The organism is Syntrophorhabdaceae bacterium (assembly GCA_035541755.1).
Taxonomy (GTDB): domain Bacteria; phylum Desulfobacterota; class Syntrophorhabdia; order Syntrophorhabdales; family Syntrophorhabdaceae; genus PNOF01.
On record DATKMQ010000011.1, the window covers coordinates 38,233 to 52,011 of the forward strand.

Annotated in this window: 10 protein-coding genes and 1 tRNA gene; 5 read left to right on the forward strand and 6 right to left on the reverse strand. The window is 51.8% G+C overall.

What is annotated here, in order from left to right; genetic code table 11:
* Positions 1-109: 109 nt before the first annotated feature.
* The 3 genes from VMT62_00815 to VMT62_00825 all read right to left on the reverse strand — a co-directional run bounded on the left by VMT62_00815 (position 110) and on the right by VMT62_00825 (position 4,335).
* Positions 110-706 carry a hypothetical protein gene (locus tag VMT62_00815; GenBank protein HVN94948.1) on the reverse strand — a complete coding sequence of 199 codons (597 nt, stop codon included), beginning with the start codon at positions 704-706 and terminating at the stop codon, positions 110-112.
* A gap of 15 nt (positions 707-721) precedes the next feature.
* A complete protein-coding gene (gene ppk1, locus VMT62_00820; GenBank protein HVN94949.1) occupies positions 722-3,085 on the reverse strand; it encodes a polyphosphate kinase 1 in 2,364 nt (787 codons plus the stop codon).
* A 248-nt stretch (positions 3,086-3,333) separates the two neighbouring features.
* Positions 3,334-4,335, reverse strand: a complete 1,002-nt coding sequence (locus tag VMT62_00825; GenBank protein ID HVN94950.1) for a polyphosphate kinase 2 family protein — start codon at positions 4,333-4,335, stop codon at positions 3,334-3,336.
* Positions 4,336-5,437: 1,102 nt separating this feature from the next.
* On the opposite strand from VMT62_00825, the gene VMT62_00830 reads away from it, so the two are divergent.
* The 3 genes from VMT62_00830 to VMT62_00840 all read left to right on the forward strand — a co-directional run bounded on the left by VMT62_00830 (position 5,438) and on the right by VMT62_00840 (position 7,964).
* The gene (locus tag VMT62_00830) at positions 5,438-5,875 is read left to right on the forward strand and encodes a hypothetical protein (GenBank protein ID HVN94951.1); all 438 of its coding nucleotides are present in this window, start codon (positions 5,438-5,440) and stop codon (positions 5,873-5,875) included.
* A 568-nt stretch (positions 5,876-6,443) separates the two neighbouring features.
* Positions 6,444-6,785: a helix-turn-helix domain-containing protein gene (locus VMT62_00835; GenBank protein ID HVN94952.1), complete on the forward strand. Its 342-nt coding sequence runs from the start codon at positions 6,444-6,446 to the stop codon at positions 6,783-6,785.
* The gene (locus VMT62_00840; protein ID HVN94953.1) at positions 6,786-7,964 is read left to right on the forward strand and encodes a tyrosine-type recombinase/integrase; all 1,179 of its coding nucleotides are present in this window, start codon (positions 6,786-6,788) and stop codon (positions 7,962-7,964) included. It begins immediately after the preceding gene.
* Here VMT62_00840 and VMT62_00845 read toward each other — a convergent pair.
* From VMT62_00845 to VMT62_00855, 3 genes are all read right to left on the reverse strand, one after another.
* Positions 7,946-8,027, reverse strand: a tRNA-Leu gene (locus tag VMT62_00845). The two genes, VMT62_00840 and VMT62_00845, sit on opposite strands and share 19 nt — an antisense overlap.
* Positions 8,028-8,053: 26 nt before the next feature.
* Positions 8,054-9,067: a site-specific integrase gene (locus tag VMT62_00850; protein ID HVN94954.1), complete on the reverse strand. Its 1,014-nt coding sequence runs from the start codon at positions 9,065-9,067 to the stop codon at positions 8,054-8,056.
* A 403-nt stretch (positions 9,068-9,470) separates the two neighbouring features.
* A complete protein-coding gene (locus tag VMT62_00855) occupies positions 9,471-10,379 on the reverse strand; it encodes a MerR family transcriptional regulator (protein ID HVN94955.1) in 909 nt (302 codons plus the stop codon).
* 826 nt (positions 10,380-11,205) lie between these two features.
* Here VMT62_00855 and VMT62_00860 point away from each other — a divergent pair.
* Together VMT62_00860 and VMT62_00865 are read left to right on the forward strand one after the other, a co-directional pair.
* The gene (locus tag VMT62_00860) at positions 11,206-11,838 is read left to right on the forward strand and encodes a (2Fe-2S)-binding protein (GenBank protein HVN94956.1); all 633 of its coding nucleotides are present in this window, start codon (positions 11,206-11,208) and stop codon (positions 11,836-11,838) included.
* 3 nt (positions 11,839-11,841) lie between these two features.
* Positions 11,842-13,779 (forward strand): xanthine dehydrogenase family protein molybdopterin-binding subunit (locus tag VMT62_00865; GenBank protein ID HVN94957.1); only part of this gene is annotated, 1,938 nt, incomplete at its 3' end.

Here is a 13,779-nt window from a genome sequence, read left to right on the forward strand (position 1 = left end):
CGACGGCATAGCCGGCGTCGGTATTCCCGGTCGTTCCATTTCTCGAGGTGTTTGTCACGCGCCGACTCCGATGCGGGGGGGTTGCTTCGCACGTGGGAAAAGAATACCATCAGCATTGGTATGTAATGTCCCTCCCTGTCTTTTTGACGAGCAGTTCCTGTTTCCGGGTAGCCCGCTCAATCTCCTTGGCACAGCGGTTTTTGGTCTTGAGCCTTACCGTGATCTTTCCGTCTTTGATCTCGCACCGGAGATTTTGAACGGCACCATTATGATTGCAATCGAGGCCATCGGCCACGCGCAGCATGCCGGCGAGCCATTCCACCACGTCGCGTGCGGTGGGGGCAAGCGAAGCGAACCTCTGGTGCTTTGACGCATCCGGCAAAGCCTTTGTGTGGTAGCGCGCAATAAGGGCACAGAGAAAGCGTTCATCCTTGTGAAGACCGGGTATGGCCAGATCTAGGATCATATCACGGGTGAATTTGTGATGTTTTCCGGAAACCGCCTTGGACCAACCTATATCGTGGAGCCTTCCTGAGATGCTAAGAAGCCGCTTCTCCTTTTCCGTGTACCCGTGGAGAGTCTTTAGCTCGTCAAAGAGAGCCAGGGCAAGCAGTGTAACCTGTGCGCTGTGCGCAGGGTCAGGATCGTAGATTTCCGCGGTGCTTGCAGCAAACTCAACGGCTTTGTCCATGTCTGATTTCTTCATCCCTCCGGGTCTCCTTTATCCTTGATGTTTTTTTGCTTTCTTTTTGCCGATCTCTTTCACCAGCTCTTCATAGGGGGCTGATTTGATGCCCCCCTCGCGGGCAATGGCGATGAGCTGGCTCTGGCTTCTTACAGGTTTGGTCCCGGGTTTCGCCTTGGCTCTGACGTACGTGCCGTCCGGTTGCATGATGCGCGCCTTGACATTGTCGTTGAGGTATGTGGCAAAAATTTCGTCCATGATCCGCGTCTTCAGTCGGACATCCTCTATGGGATAAAGGATTTCCGCTCGTCGCTTGAAGTTCCTCGGCATCCAGTCGGCGCTTCCCGAGTAGATTTCGGCATTTCCTCCGTTGTCGAAGTAGTAAATCCTTGAGTGTTCAAGGAAGCGATCGAGGATACTTATGACCCGGATGTTGTCGCTCACCCCCGGTATACCGGGACGAAGACAGCAGATGCCACGTACCAGAAGATCGACACGTACGCCTGCACGGGAAGCCTCGTAAAGTTTACCGACCATTCTGGTATCGACAAGAGCATTCATCTTTGCGATGATACGCCCCGGTGAGTTTGATGTTGTCTTCTGGATTTCGCGATCAATGAGACGCAAGAGGGTCTGCTGTGTGGTCACGGGGGAGATCATGAATTTGTGAAACATGGACGCCACCGTCTCCGGGGTAAATGTATTGCCGCCGCTCCATGAATTGAACCCGGTCAGAACGTTGAAGAGTGAGGAAACATCATTCCCGAAGGAGGGATCGCACGTAAACAGTCCCAAGTCCGTATATATCCTGGATGTGACGGTGTTGTAGTTGCCGGTGGAAACGTGAACGTAGCGCCTGAGTTGTTTGCCTTCCCGGCGTACCACGAGCGTGGCCTTGCAATGGATCTTCCAGCGGACGAATCCGAACACGCTGTTCACACCGGACTGCGACATCTGTCGCACCCAGTCAATATTGGAGCCCTCGTCGAAGCGAGCCTTGAGCTCCACAGCGGCCGTCACCTGTTTGCCGTTTTCCGCTGCGCGACGCAGGGCGGCGACCACCGGAGAATCCTTGCCTATCCGGTAGAGGGTTTGTTTGATGGCGAGCACGTTTGGATCATCGGCTGACGCATTGAGAAAATCCATGAACACGGCAAACGAGTCGTAGGGATGGTGAAGGAGAACGTCTCCATCCCTGATGACGGTAAAAATATCGCTCTCGCCTGCTAAACGGCGCGGGATGCGAGGATTAAAGGGCGGATCCCTGTGTGTCCCGTTTACAGGCAGATCATAGAGAGACAGAAAGTCACGAATGTTGATGGGGCCGTTAATCTCGTAGACGAAACGGTCTTCCACCTCCACCTGTTTGGCTAAAAGACGCACGATCTTCTTAGGCGCACCAGACTCCACCTCGAGGCGCACGGCGAGTTTGTCGGAGCGGTCTTTGATCTCGGCCTCTACGGATTTTAAAAGATCCGTCACATCCTCTTCATGCAAATCATAATCCTGATTCCTCGTCACCCGCAAGGCGATGACCGTTCGCACCTCCATGCCCGGAAAGAGCATATGAATGTGTCTTTTGATGAGGTCTTCGAGTAAGACAAAGTGATATCCCCTGGTGTCCTGGTCGATCCCGATCAGCCTTGCCAAGACCGATGGCACCTCAACGAATGCGTAGGCCTGAGGAATCTTCGAATCACCGGTCTCCTTGAAGATGACCATGAGATTCAGTCGCAGGTTCGTCAGAAACGGAAAGGGGTGCCCTGCATCCACGGCGAGCGGCGTCAAAATGGGAAACACCTGCTCCTCAAAATACTTGTCAAGACGCTTCCTCTGTCTTTTGTCGAGCTCGTCGATATTGTGGATGAATATGTCCACTTTTTGTAGCCCGGGCAGCACATCGTCCATGAAGCTTGCGTACTGGTCAGCAAGAAGTCCCCGCACTTTTTCCGCCACCTCATCAAGTTGTCTTCGGATGGTCATGCCGCTTGAGTCGGAGTCGTTTACACCGGCTTCAAGCTCGCGGAAGAGTCCGCCCACGCGAACCATGAAGTACTCGTCAAGGTTCGAATGAAAAATACTGGAGAACTTGAGTTTCTCCAGAGAGGGCGTGAGAGGGTCCTGGGCTTCTTCCAGAACACGTTTGTTGAACTCGAGCCATGAAAGCTCGCGATTAACATACAGGGAAGGGTCGTTGAGGTTGACAGGAGGCGGCTCTACTGCTGGTTTAGGCGATGGTTTACTCTCGGGTACGACCTTTGCGGGCGATGCCGCATCCGCCGGTTCAAGTCCGATTACTTCTGCAGGAGATACCTTGTTCCGCTTAGAAGCGGTCTGTCGATTCCGCTCTTTCTTTTTAGTCCGTTTCTTTTTCGATGAAGCCGATGATTTTGCTGACATTACAACGTTCTCCTCAAACTGACGTCAATTATTTTTTAGGCTCAAGCGAGCGTATCGTCTTCAAGCATGGACTTCGGATGATTTGGCCGGAGGGGTTCCATCAACACCTCGCAGCAACTTAAGGCGCTGCCGGCCCTTCCTGATTATTTGCGCACCCTTTGAGAGATTGTAGAGTGTAGAGATCTTCTGAATCCGGATTAGGTCGGTATTGCCTTTATTGGCCACGTGCGGTTTTGTCTGGCTCCTCCTCAACTGCCCTCGTGCTCAGTCGTCTGCTTTGCTTTGCTCGCCCCCTTATTTTCTGTGGTCTTGCTCTCCTTTTTTTTCATCTTGAGTTTGAGATCCTGTTTCTTTTCCGTTTTTAGCTGTTTGTTCTTTTTGTCCTTCTTTTTTTGTTTCTTATTTTTTGTTTCCGTGTTGGCGGCCATGGCCGCGCTGTGGTATTTTCTGCGTATGTCATCGATATCGACGCTGGGCTTGGGTGTCTTGAGATGCATCGACTCCAGGGTCTCCATGACGATCCGCGAAATCGCGAGGTTGCGGAACCATTTCCGGTTAGCGGGAATGATGTACCAGGGCGCATACTCTGTGCTTGTCCTGCTCAAAGCGTCTTCGTATGCCTTCATGTACTTGTTCCAGAGTTCTCGTTCGGCGTAATCAGACTCACTGATTTTCCAGCGACGCGCAGGGTCGTTGAGGCGCTGCTCAAACCTCCGAAGTTGTTCTTCGGGGCTGATGTACAGAAAGAATTTCACAATCTTGGTGCCGCTATCGGCGAGATCCTTTTCGAATTCGTTGATCACATCGTACCGTTTCGACCACACGTCTTTGGATACAAGGTTGTGAACGCGCGTGACAAGAACATCCTCATAGTGGGACCGGTTGAAAATGACGACCTCTCCTTTTGCCGGCACCCGCTTGTGTACGCGCCAGAGGAAGTCGTGCTCAGCCTCTTCTTTTGAGGGGGGTTTGAAGCTGTACACGTGAGTACCCTGGGGGTTAAGCGCCGAAAATACCTTATTTATAGTGCCGTCCTTGCCGCCTGCGTCAAGGGCTTGCAAGCAGATTAGTAGGGATCGGTTGTTCTCGGCATACAGGAGGTATTGAAGATCACAGAGTCTGATCTGATGTCTGGCCATCTCTGTCTCGGCCGAGATTTTGTTTTTGTGATTTGCGGTGAACCCTGGGTCAACCTTGTCCAGTCTTACCTTCGCGCCTGGTTTGATCTTGAAGAGTTTATGGTAATCCATCCAAAACCTCCAGCCGGTAGGATGCCGTCCATCGAGTAACAGGCACCATCCAAATTAGACCTCAATGCCAAGATAACCTAACAACAGAAATCACGGATTGCAAGTTAATATTGTGTTAATTTTCTGGTCACTTGTATGGGTAATGCCAGGATTCTGTGCGCGGGAAACCATCAATTGGCAGCGAACCTGCTCCTTAGAAACCGGTCTAGGCTTCCTGGCCCAGTAGACCCGGCAAATTGTCGCCACGAAGAGCAAAAGCTCGCTTGACGACTGGAATGCTGTGAACCGGGAACCGCGGTCAAGGAGGTGGTCAGAAAGACAGGCGTCACGGAACAGACTTTTTACCAGGAGTTCCCTATCGCATAAAACCGCTCCTCTACACGCCCCAAAGAATCTGTCAAACCTTAACTTATCCATTCTGAATCTGCGAGTTGTTCTGTTTGTTCTTTTCTACGTAAGCTACTTTCTCACCCAACTTCTTCCTCAAAGCGAGTTACTGGAACCCGCACCCGATATACTACATCACGATTGGTAATCGATGGTGTCTCTATTCTCTCGTCCCGACAATAATTTCAGCATTTATCTCCTTGCAACATCGTCACTATTCCAATGTCATGCCGCATGCAGTATATTAACCATCGGCTGCGCCAGAGTGTTTAAGGAGAACAGAGAATGTCTAAGATCAAAGTTCTGTTGACTTGCCCCCATTTTCACTCTCCATTTTAACCCCCTTTCCCAACCCTCCCCCAAAACCCTGTCAAGAAAAATAACCCCCCTAAACGTTCACTGATTTGCCCTGAAAACGTTCACTGATTTGCCACTGATTTGCTTTTTCGGGTTTTTTCCCATGCGATAATTTCCCCGTGTCTAAGACCACTTCCGAAGAGCTCGACCAAGCCCAGGCCGCTATCTCTGCTGTCATGTCCGGACACCGCGCGACCTTCCAAGAGGATAATGTTATATACGGGAATGATTTGACCAGTTGTTGCTGTCGCATTCGTGTAAGAATCAACGATGAACAGGGCAGGACCAGCGAAAACACCTTCCAAAGAACTCCGCAAAAGAAGTCCAAGACGGCAGAGAAGCTGGAGATGAATAGAAAATGACGAGACGCAAATACGTCACGAATAAACTCCCGCCCTTTGTACCACTGCCCTGGGAGATCTTAAATGGCCAGGCATATAAAGATTTGCCCCCATCCGCTGCAAAGGCACTTCCTTATTTTCTCGGTAACAAGGAAACCCGAAAGAAACACTACGCCGATCCTCTACGGTATGAGATCCCTTTTACTTTCAAATACAGTGAGGGCGAGCGCTTCGGTTTTGCCCGACGGACCTTCCACCAGATCATATCGAATCTCATGAGGTTTGGGTTTATCGATCCTGTAACGAAAGGCGGGATGAAAGGGTGCGGCTTCACAAGAAGCAAGTTCAAGTTGTCCCAGAGATGGAAACATTATGGAACACCAGAATTCGTTGAAATCACAAAATGGGAGTACTTCCCCCAGCAAAACCCAAGGACACAAGGAATAAGTTATTGATTAATATTGGAGGCAAAATCAGAGGGGACAGGATAACTTTAAAGGCAAGGGTATTTCTTGCACTCAAAACCGGTATTTCTTGCACTAAGGAATACCTGATAGATCACGCAAGGGCAGAAAGTACACCTGTAGAAGGAAAGGCACACATATCGGAAGTGCAAAAAATGAACATGTTTACTATATATAGCCATCTTCCGTTTCGTTTTCTTCTTTCTATCACTCTTTTCTATCACTCTCAGGGGTTGATTCTTTTGAGCGTCTCAAGAGAGGGCTCAAATAAGAGCGCGGGTCCTTCCCGGAGCTGTTTCTCTTGCGATAGCCAAGGGCGCGAGCATTCAGTACTTTTGGAGAAAAAACCCAGTGGAAAAATGGAAACGACCAAAAAGATGGCAAGTTTGCCGTTAACTAAGAAAACAAGTGTGGCTGGATTGAGTTCATGAAAATCCTTACCTGTAAACAGGTCGCTGAAATGCTTCAGGCAAAACCATCAACGGCATATGCGTGGGCGAGGGGGCCAAATCTTTCTTGTTGAAGAATGAGCGCCCGTCAACACTTAGACCCGAGATTGATGATGGAATCTAGCTTTCTTACCATAGAAGAGGTCTCGAAATATCTCAATATTAACGTCAAGACGTTGTACGCGAAGGTAAGGAGCATCCCACACTATAAAATTGGAAGGCTGTTGCGGTTTAAGAAGGAAGATATCGATCAATGGATGGAATCAAGCAGGATGGAGGGATGTATTACCCATCCGCCCCGAAACGAAAAATGCCGGAAAGCCACGTTTCGCGACGAAAGCGGAGATGTCCATGCTCTCGTGCGCAGAGCAATTGACGAGATTAAAGGTATCGGGTATACTCCCCATTGTGGAAAGTCAGATCGGATCAAGAGCCTCGGAAAGGAGGAATGAATGGGATTGTACAAAAGAGGCTCAACATGGTGGATCAGCTTTACTTACAATGGGCGCCAGATAAGGCAGTCCACGGAGACAGCCGACAAGAAGCTGGCGGAGAAGATTCAGCACAAAGTAATGACTGAGGTTGCAGAGGGCAAATGGTTTGAAAAGCAACAAGGAACCCAAACGTTCGCGGAGATGATGCAAAGATACATGAAGGAGCATTCAGCGGTCAAAAAGAGGTCGACGGTGCGCGACCAGGCATCCCTTAAGCATTTGCTGCCTTTTTTTGGACTACTTTCATTGAGGGAGATCCAGCCGGGCCATATTAGCCGCTACAAAGTTAATCGGCTGGCGGCCAAGGCAGCACCGGGCACCGTCAACAGAGAGCTCGCCCTGATGAAGCACGCATTCAGCCTATCCATAAGAGAGTGGGGCTGGGCGAAAGAGAACCCTGTGAAAATGGTCTCCATGGAAAAGGAGTCGCCTCACAAGGACCGTTGGCTGACAGACGACGAGGAAAGACGCCTCCTTGAGGTATGCCCTGGATGGTTGAAAGAAGTAGTCACGTTCGCCGTGGATGCGGGCTGCAGAAGGGGAGAAATTCTCTCTCTGGCATGGAAGAGTTTGGATCTTCAAAAAGGGGTTGCGGTGGTATTTGGAAAGAAGACAAGCGAATGGCGCGGCGTCCCGCTGACGCAACGCCTCCGGGACATGCTCACAATGAAACAAGCTTCGCAGAAGGTGCGGTCATTGCGCGATAACTCTGTGTTCTGCAACCAGACTGGTCTCGCCGTCAATATTCACGAGCTTCGCTGGGCCTTCGAGGTCGCTTTGCGGGATGCCGGCATTGACAACTTCAGATTCCATGATCTGAGGCATACGTTTGCCACACGGCTTGCCCAGAATGGTGTTGATCTATTTACCATCCAGAAGCTTCTCGGCCACAAGTCTTATGCGACCACAGAACGGTATGCGCACCACCACACAGAGAGCCTTCGAAGAGGCATCAATGTACTCGACGTCTATACGAAGAGTCTGAGTAACGGCGGCGGCGGAGATAAGCAACCAAAGGACGTGTCCGACCGATTTATCACAAATTTATCACAATCGGCCAAAAACACGCTGGACTTTTCGGGATTAAGAACACGGGAAGTATTTGATATGAAAGAAAATGCGAGAGAGGGGACTTGAACCCCTATGGTTTAACCCGCTGGATCCTAAGTCCAGTGCGTCTGCCAGTTCCGCCACTCTCGCCTGCTTGATATTATTACGTTCTTGTGTCATCTGTCAATTGCCCCGACCTGCGATGTAGCAAATTTGTAGCAATTATCGAGCACCTCCACGCTGGTTCTTAAACTTTCGGGATAATGGTGGGCGTATCTCGTGGTCATCGCAAGAGTCTTGTGCCCAAGAAGTTCTTTGACCTTGTAAAGATCGACCCCGTTTTGAACAAGCCGTGTGGCAAACGTATGTCTGAGATCGTGAAAATGGAAATTCTCTATGGCGGCTTTTTTGAGGGTTTTCCCAAAGGCAACCCTGAGGCTCCTGATTGCTATGGGAAAGACCCTTCCTGAAATTCCTCTCACTTGAACATTTTTTAGAGTCTCGCATAGGGTATTGGTCATGGGCACACTTCTCTTTGCTCCGTTCTTCGATTTACTCACAAGGATGATCTTCTTGTCAAAGTCTATCTCCTGCCATTTTAGATTGAGGATCTCTCCCTGTCTCATCCCCGTATGCAACGCCACGATAAGAAGTGTTCTCAGCCACCGAGGATTTGTGGCGCACGCAAGCAAGGCATTTTCTTCTTTTGGCGTAAGCCACCTGTCACGTGCGTTCCTACTTCCCACAGAAAAGGACAACCGACTCACCGGATTATCTTGCAGCCATTCCCATTCTCTAATAGCAACGTTGAACATTCTTCTGAGCAAAGCGAGTTCCTGATACACCGTTGCGGGTTTCACATGTTGCAACCGCCTGGTTCGATGTTCCGCCACAATCCTGGTCGATATCTCCGATAAGGTGTATCCGTTGAAAGATTGTCTCAGTCGCTTCACCGTATACGGATCTCTCGAATGGGCATGTTCTGCAAGGTATTTTGAGACCATCTCTTCAAACACAATCTTTCTTGCCATAAAGGCCCCCAAATGCCTTCCCTCCATGATATCCATCAGTTTTTTTGCGTACACCTTTTCCGCAAGCCTTTTGTTACCGGTTTCTAGCGACTCCTGTATTCTCCTGCCTTGATACATAGTACTGAACCAAAAGATTCTCCCCCTTTTATAAAGCCCCATATGGTTACCTCCTTTCTCAGAGCCTTGTCCTGGAGTGGTATTATATCGCAAATCTTCTTCCTCACAACTCGTTATCACGAGATCTCCGCCGATATAATTATCCCCGTGAATCAACGGCCGACATTGTACAAGCGTATCACCCGTGAAGCAAACAAATAATGTTACGAGCCTCGGGCATGTCCTGCAAGGCAATATCCGGGCCCTGAACGTCAGCAAAGGGATGGTAATTCAGGGCCTATCTATTGAACCCCTAAGCGCCTATCGTTATTGTCGGGCGGGTGTGAACTGGGGTTCGTTACTTATTGCCGGCTCTTACTCGTCGTTTCGTCCCATAACGCTTATAACCTCCTTTGCACAATAACGGCACAACAGCTTGTCTGTTGAACCCTCAGGGTACAACTCTTTATACTGCACTTGCACTTAAGGCTCCAGTTGCCTTACGTAGCCGCCTGCTCTTGTATCCGGCCTTGGAAATGTCTCCCAGCCCACCATCTCCCTCAGGAGCCAGCAGGCTCCTATCCTGGCCCTGCTTTATCTCATTTTTTCGCTCATCTGCGCTCACCTGCGTCTCTGGTATGGGTGACTGGGTGGCAATAAGAGGTGCGCCCGGCGTTTCCGTCTCAGGCTGCGGCTCATTCGTTGGTGTGGAGATCAGCCCATGGGTATCACGATCCTTGGTCGGACCTCCGTTGTCCGGAAAGCACTCGGAGATGGCTTCAAGGTTGAGGCCTCCTACATTGTTTTCATCGTTCTCCTTCCCATCGTCTGCGCTCATCTGCGCCGATGGCGAAGTCACGAGGTCTTCTGTGGTGGTAATTTGTGCCTCGGGCAGAGTGTCAACCATGTCGGCTTCGCCCTCTTCCACATCGTCCTCATCTTCTTGATTCTCCACGATGGCATCTTCCGTACCGAGTGTCCGCTCGCCAGCTACCTTTCGTTCTAACGCGCTCAACCGCCGTTCTGTGTCAAGCCGGGGGGTCGCCCTATTGTAGAAGTTGAGAATGGCATTCGCGGCGGTTACGCGGATGCTGTGCTCATCCCTGTAGTCGTTGACTACAATGTGGAGAACCCGTATGGCATCGGCCATAGCCTCGGGCAGCTCGCTTACGGCCTCTTCGTATAAGCGTCTCTTTCGCTCGTCATACTCGTTTCGGAAATTGGGCTTCTTGAGCCAGCGCCTCACGGTGGATTCCGCGATGCCAGCTTTCTGTGCCGCTTCCCCTATGGTTTTCGAGCACATCAGAGCGCCCAATACCCCTTCCTTTAACCTACTGTACTTCTCTCCATGGCCTTTCTTTTGATCAGTATCCATGATGAATACCTCCTGCTTTTAGATTCGGGATTTTCGCCCCGTACCCAAATATATAAAAAACGGGAATTTTTTCGGATTGACCTGAGACCCTGTCCTCCCTTCATATAAGTCCGTCCATTTCCTGGGCTAAACCCTGGACCAAGATATGAGCACATGAGCTGCGGACAAAAATGTCGAGGAGGGTAGACTATAGCGGTTACGTATCTGTCATATATGGCAGTTCAAATCCATATCGGACTCCCCGTCCTGTATCGCCCTGCACGATACTAAAGACACCGGTCACCCAAGAGAGGGATTTTTGTTGGACTCGAGGATTCGAAGAAGACCCGGAAGCTGGCGGTGCATTCGGAGAGGATGCTCGTCCGCCGGGCGGTATTCCGTATAACAATGTAGACAGTAATCTGAAAAATCCAAGCTGTCCGTGCGAGTCGCGACAACGGCAGAGTACAATGTCAAGATTCGTTAATCTCCGGTAGTGAAGGTACCGACAATACTCTTCACCGGTCACTTCATAATTTTCTATATGCTTCTCAAATAATGCCACTTTAAGCTTGACCACGACAACAACTCACTTCAGTCGAATTAGATACCTGCTACCCCGAGATGTTCCAATATCACTATGTGAGGGGAAGGTTAAGGAACGACAAATTTGAAAGAAATATTCTGTTAACAGTCCAATCCAGGGTCCGGTCATTCCCTAAACGAGACGCACGTCAGGTCCAATCCACAGGAGCGACGACACAGAGAAACTAGCCTGGTCCACAATTTGACATCTATCCGGGGCAGTATCATAATTAGACAGTATCGAACGAGGAAGGAGGGGCCGATGGACGAAGAAGAGAAAAAGACCGATGGCGAGAAGGGGCTTACACGCCGTCAATTCATAAAATCTGTGGGCACGGCTGCGGCCGTAACCGCGGTATCCGGGAGGATAGCCGCCGCGGCAGAAGAAAAGGAGGATACTCTCCTTCCGGCGGACAAGCTCGCCAAGATCACGCTCACGATTAACGGCCGGCGGCACAGACTCGTTGTAGAGCCTCGCTGGTCGCTCCTCTATGTGCTGAGGGAACGTCTTGGTCTTACAGGAACCAAGGTGGGATGCGAACGGGGCGAGTGCGGGGCATGCACGGTCTTGATTGACGGCATCCCCAAGTACGCATGCATGACCCTTGCCGTGGAGGCGGAAGGCACGTCTATAACCACGCTTGAAGGCTTGATGAACGGGGACGAATTGGGAGCCGTGCAGCAGGCCTTTCTCGAAGAGGATGCCTTTCAGTGCGGTTACTGCACCCCTGGCCAGGTGATGGCAGCCGAGGGTCTGCTTCGCGCAAAACCACACCCGACTTTTGATGAAATCCGCAAGGGCATGAGCGGCAACCTGTGCAGATGCGGCTCCTACGCGCACATATTCAGAGCGGTAGCTAAAGCTGCTGACCTGAAAGCTAAGGGAAAGGAGTAGACCATGGCAAATGAGCGCGACTACTACATTGAATCGATCCCCATACCGGAAACGCCCGCTCCCGGCGTGGCGCCCAAGCCATGGGGTAAGACGCGGGTCGTTGGCCGGGCGCAGCCCAAGGTCGATGCCTATGAACGATTAAGCGGCAAGGCCATCTATCCATCGGATGTCTCTCTGCCAGGTATGCTCTACGGGGCCATCCTCCGCTCTCCTCACGCCAATGCCGTGGTGCGAAAAGTCGACGTGAGCGCGGCGAGCTCCATGGAGGGAGTTCGCGGGGTATTGAGTGCGGCCTCGTCCGGCGTGGATTTGCTCTGGCCATACGGAAGATCGCAGCGCTTCAAACTCTTTGATCCGAATTGCCGTTATGAGGGCGAAGTGGTCGCTGCGGTGGCGGCAGACACACCGTACAAGGCGTGGGATGCGGTGCGCGCCATCAAGGTCGAATACGATACGCTGCCCTTTGTAGCGGACGAGAGCCTGGCGCTTTCTCCCAATACCCAGAAGGTGCAACCTGAGGGGAACCGTGTGAGGACTCCAGAGCGCTACGAACGGGGTGATGTGGCAAAGGGCTTTGCTGAAGCGGATGTGGTTCTGGAGCAGACGTACCGAACAGACTGCCAGATCCATACGCCCGTGGAGACGCATGGTTGCGTGGCGAGATGGGACGGCAATGAGTTGACCGTGTGGGAGTCGACGCAGGGCGTCTACGGCGTGCAGGCGCAGATCGCCGAGATACTCGGTCTTCCTCTTTCCAAGGTACGGGTCATCGGCCACTACATGGGAGGCGGATTCGGGGCCAAGTTGCAGACCGACAAATCCACGATCATTGCGGCGCTTCTTGCCAAAAGGACGCGCAGGCCGGTCAAGATCTTCCTCACCCGAGAGGAGACCTATCTTGCCGTGGGCAACAGGCCCGCAGCAAACATGCGGCTTAAGGCAGGTATCAAGAAGAACGGCACGCTCACAGCGCTAGAATTCTCGATCCTCGGAAGTGGTGGGGCCTACGCCGCCGGCGGTACCGGGGCGGTCGATTCTCTGGTCAAAGATCTGTACCTGTGTCCCAACGTGCGCACGGAAGCTACCGACGTCTATATGAACGCGGGACCTGCCCGTGCTTTCCGCGCCCCGGGGCATCCTCAGGGGGCCTGGGCACTGGAACAGATGATGGACGCTTTAAGTGAGGCCATCGGCATGGACCCCGTTGAGATGAGGCTTAAGAATATACCGCTTAAGAACCAATCGAGGCCGGGCACTCCTCCGTATACGTCCACGGGTCTCAAACAATGTTTGGAAGAGGGCGCGAAGGCCTTTCGGTGGCGTGAGACTCGCCTTGAGATTTCCCGGTCACAGAAGAATGCACCTGTGAGGAGGGGCTTGGGCATGGCGAGCTGTCTCTGGTCGGTGGGAGGCGGACGTCCGCCATCTACCATTATCGTCAAACTCTTCTCGGACGGGAGCGCCAACCTGAATATGGGCGCGAGCGATCTGGGCACGGGCACCAAGACGGTAATGGCCATGGTGATCGCCGAGGAACTGGGGATTAAGCCGGAGGTGATCGCTATCGAACACGCGGATACCGGCACGACCCAGTATGCCACCCCCAGCGGAGGAAGCAAGACCGTGCCCACGGAATCCCCCGCGGTGAGGGCGGCAGCCATCGACGTGAAGCAACAGCTCTTGAAAATAGCTGCGCAGGAGTTGGAGACGGACCCCGCTTCGGTTTCACTCGAGAGCGGCTTTGCCGTATCTACGAAGAACCCGTCCAAGAAGGTGCTCTTCTCAGACCTTAAGGGACTTAAGGACCGGGGAGTCATCGTGGGCATCGGCTACCGCGCACCCAACCCAGAGGGCTTTGCCATAAATCCATTTTGCGCCCAATTCTGCGAAGTGGAAGTGAACACGGAAACGGGCGAGGTGAAAATCCTCCGCTTCGTATCC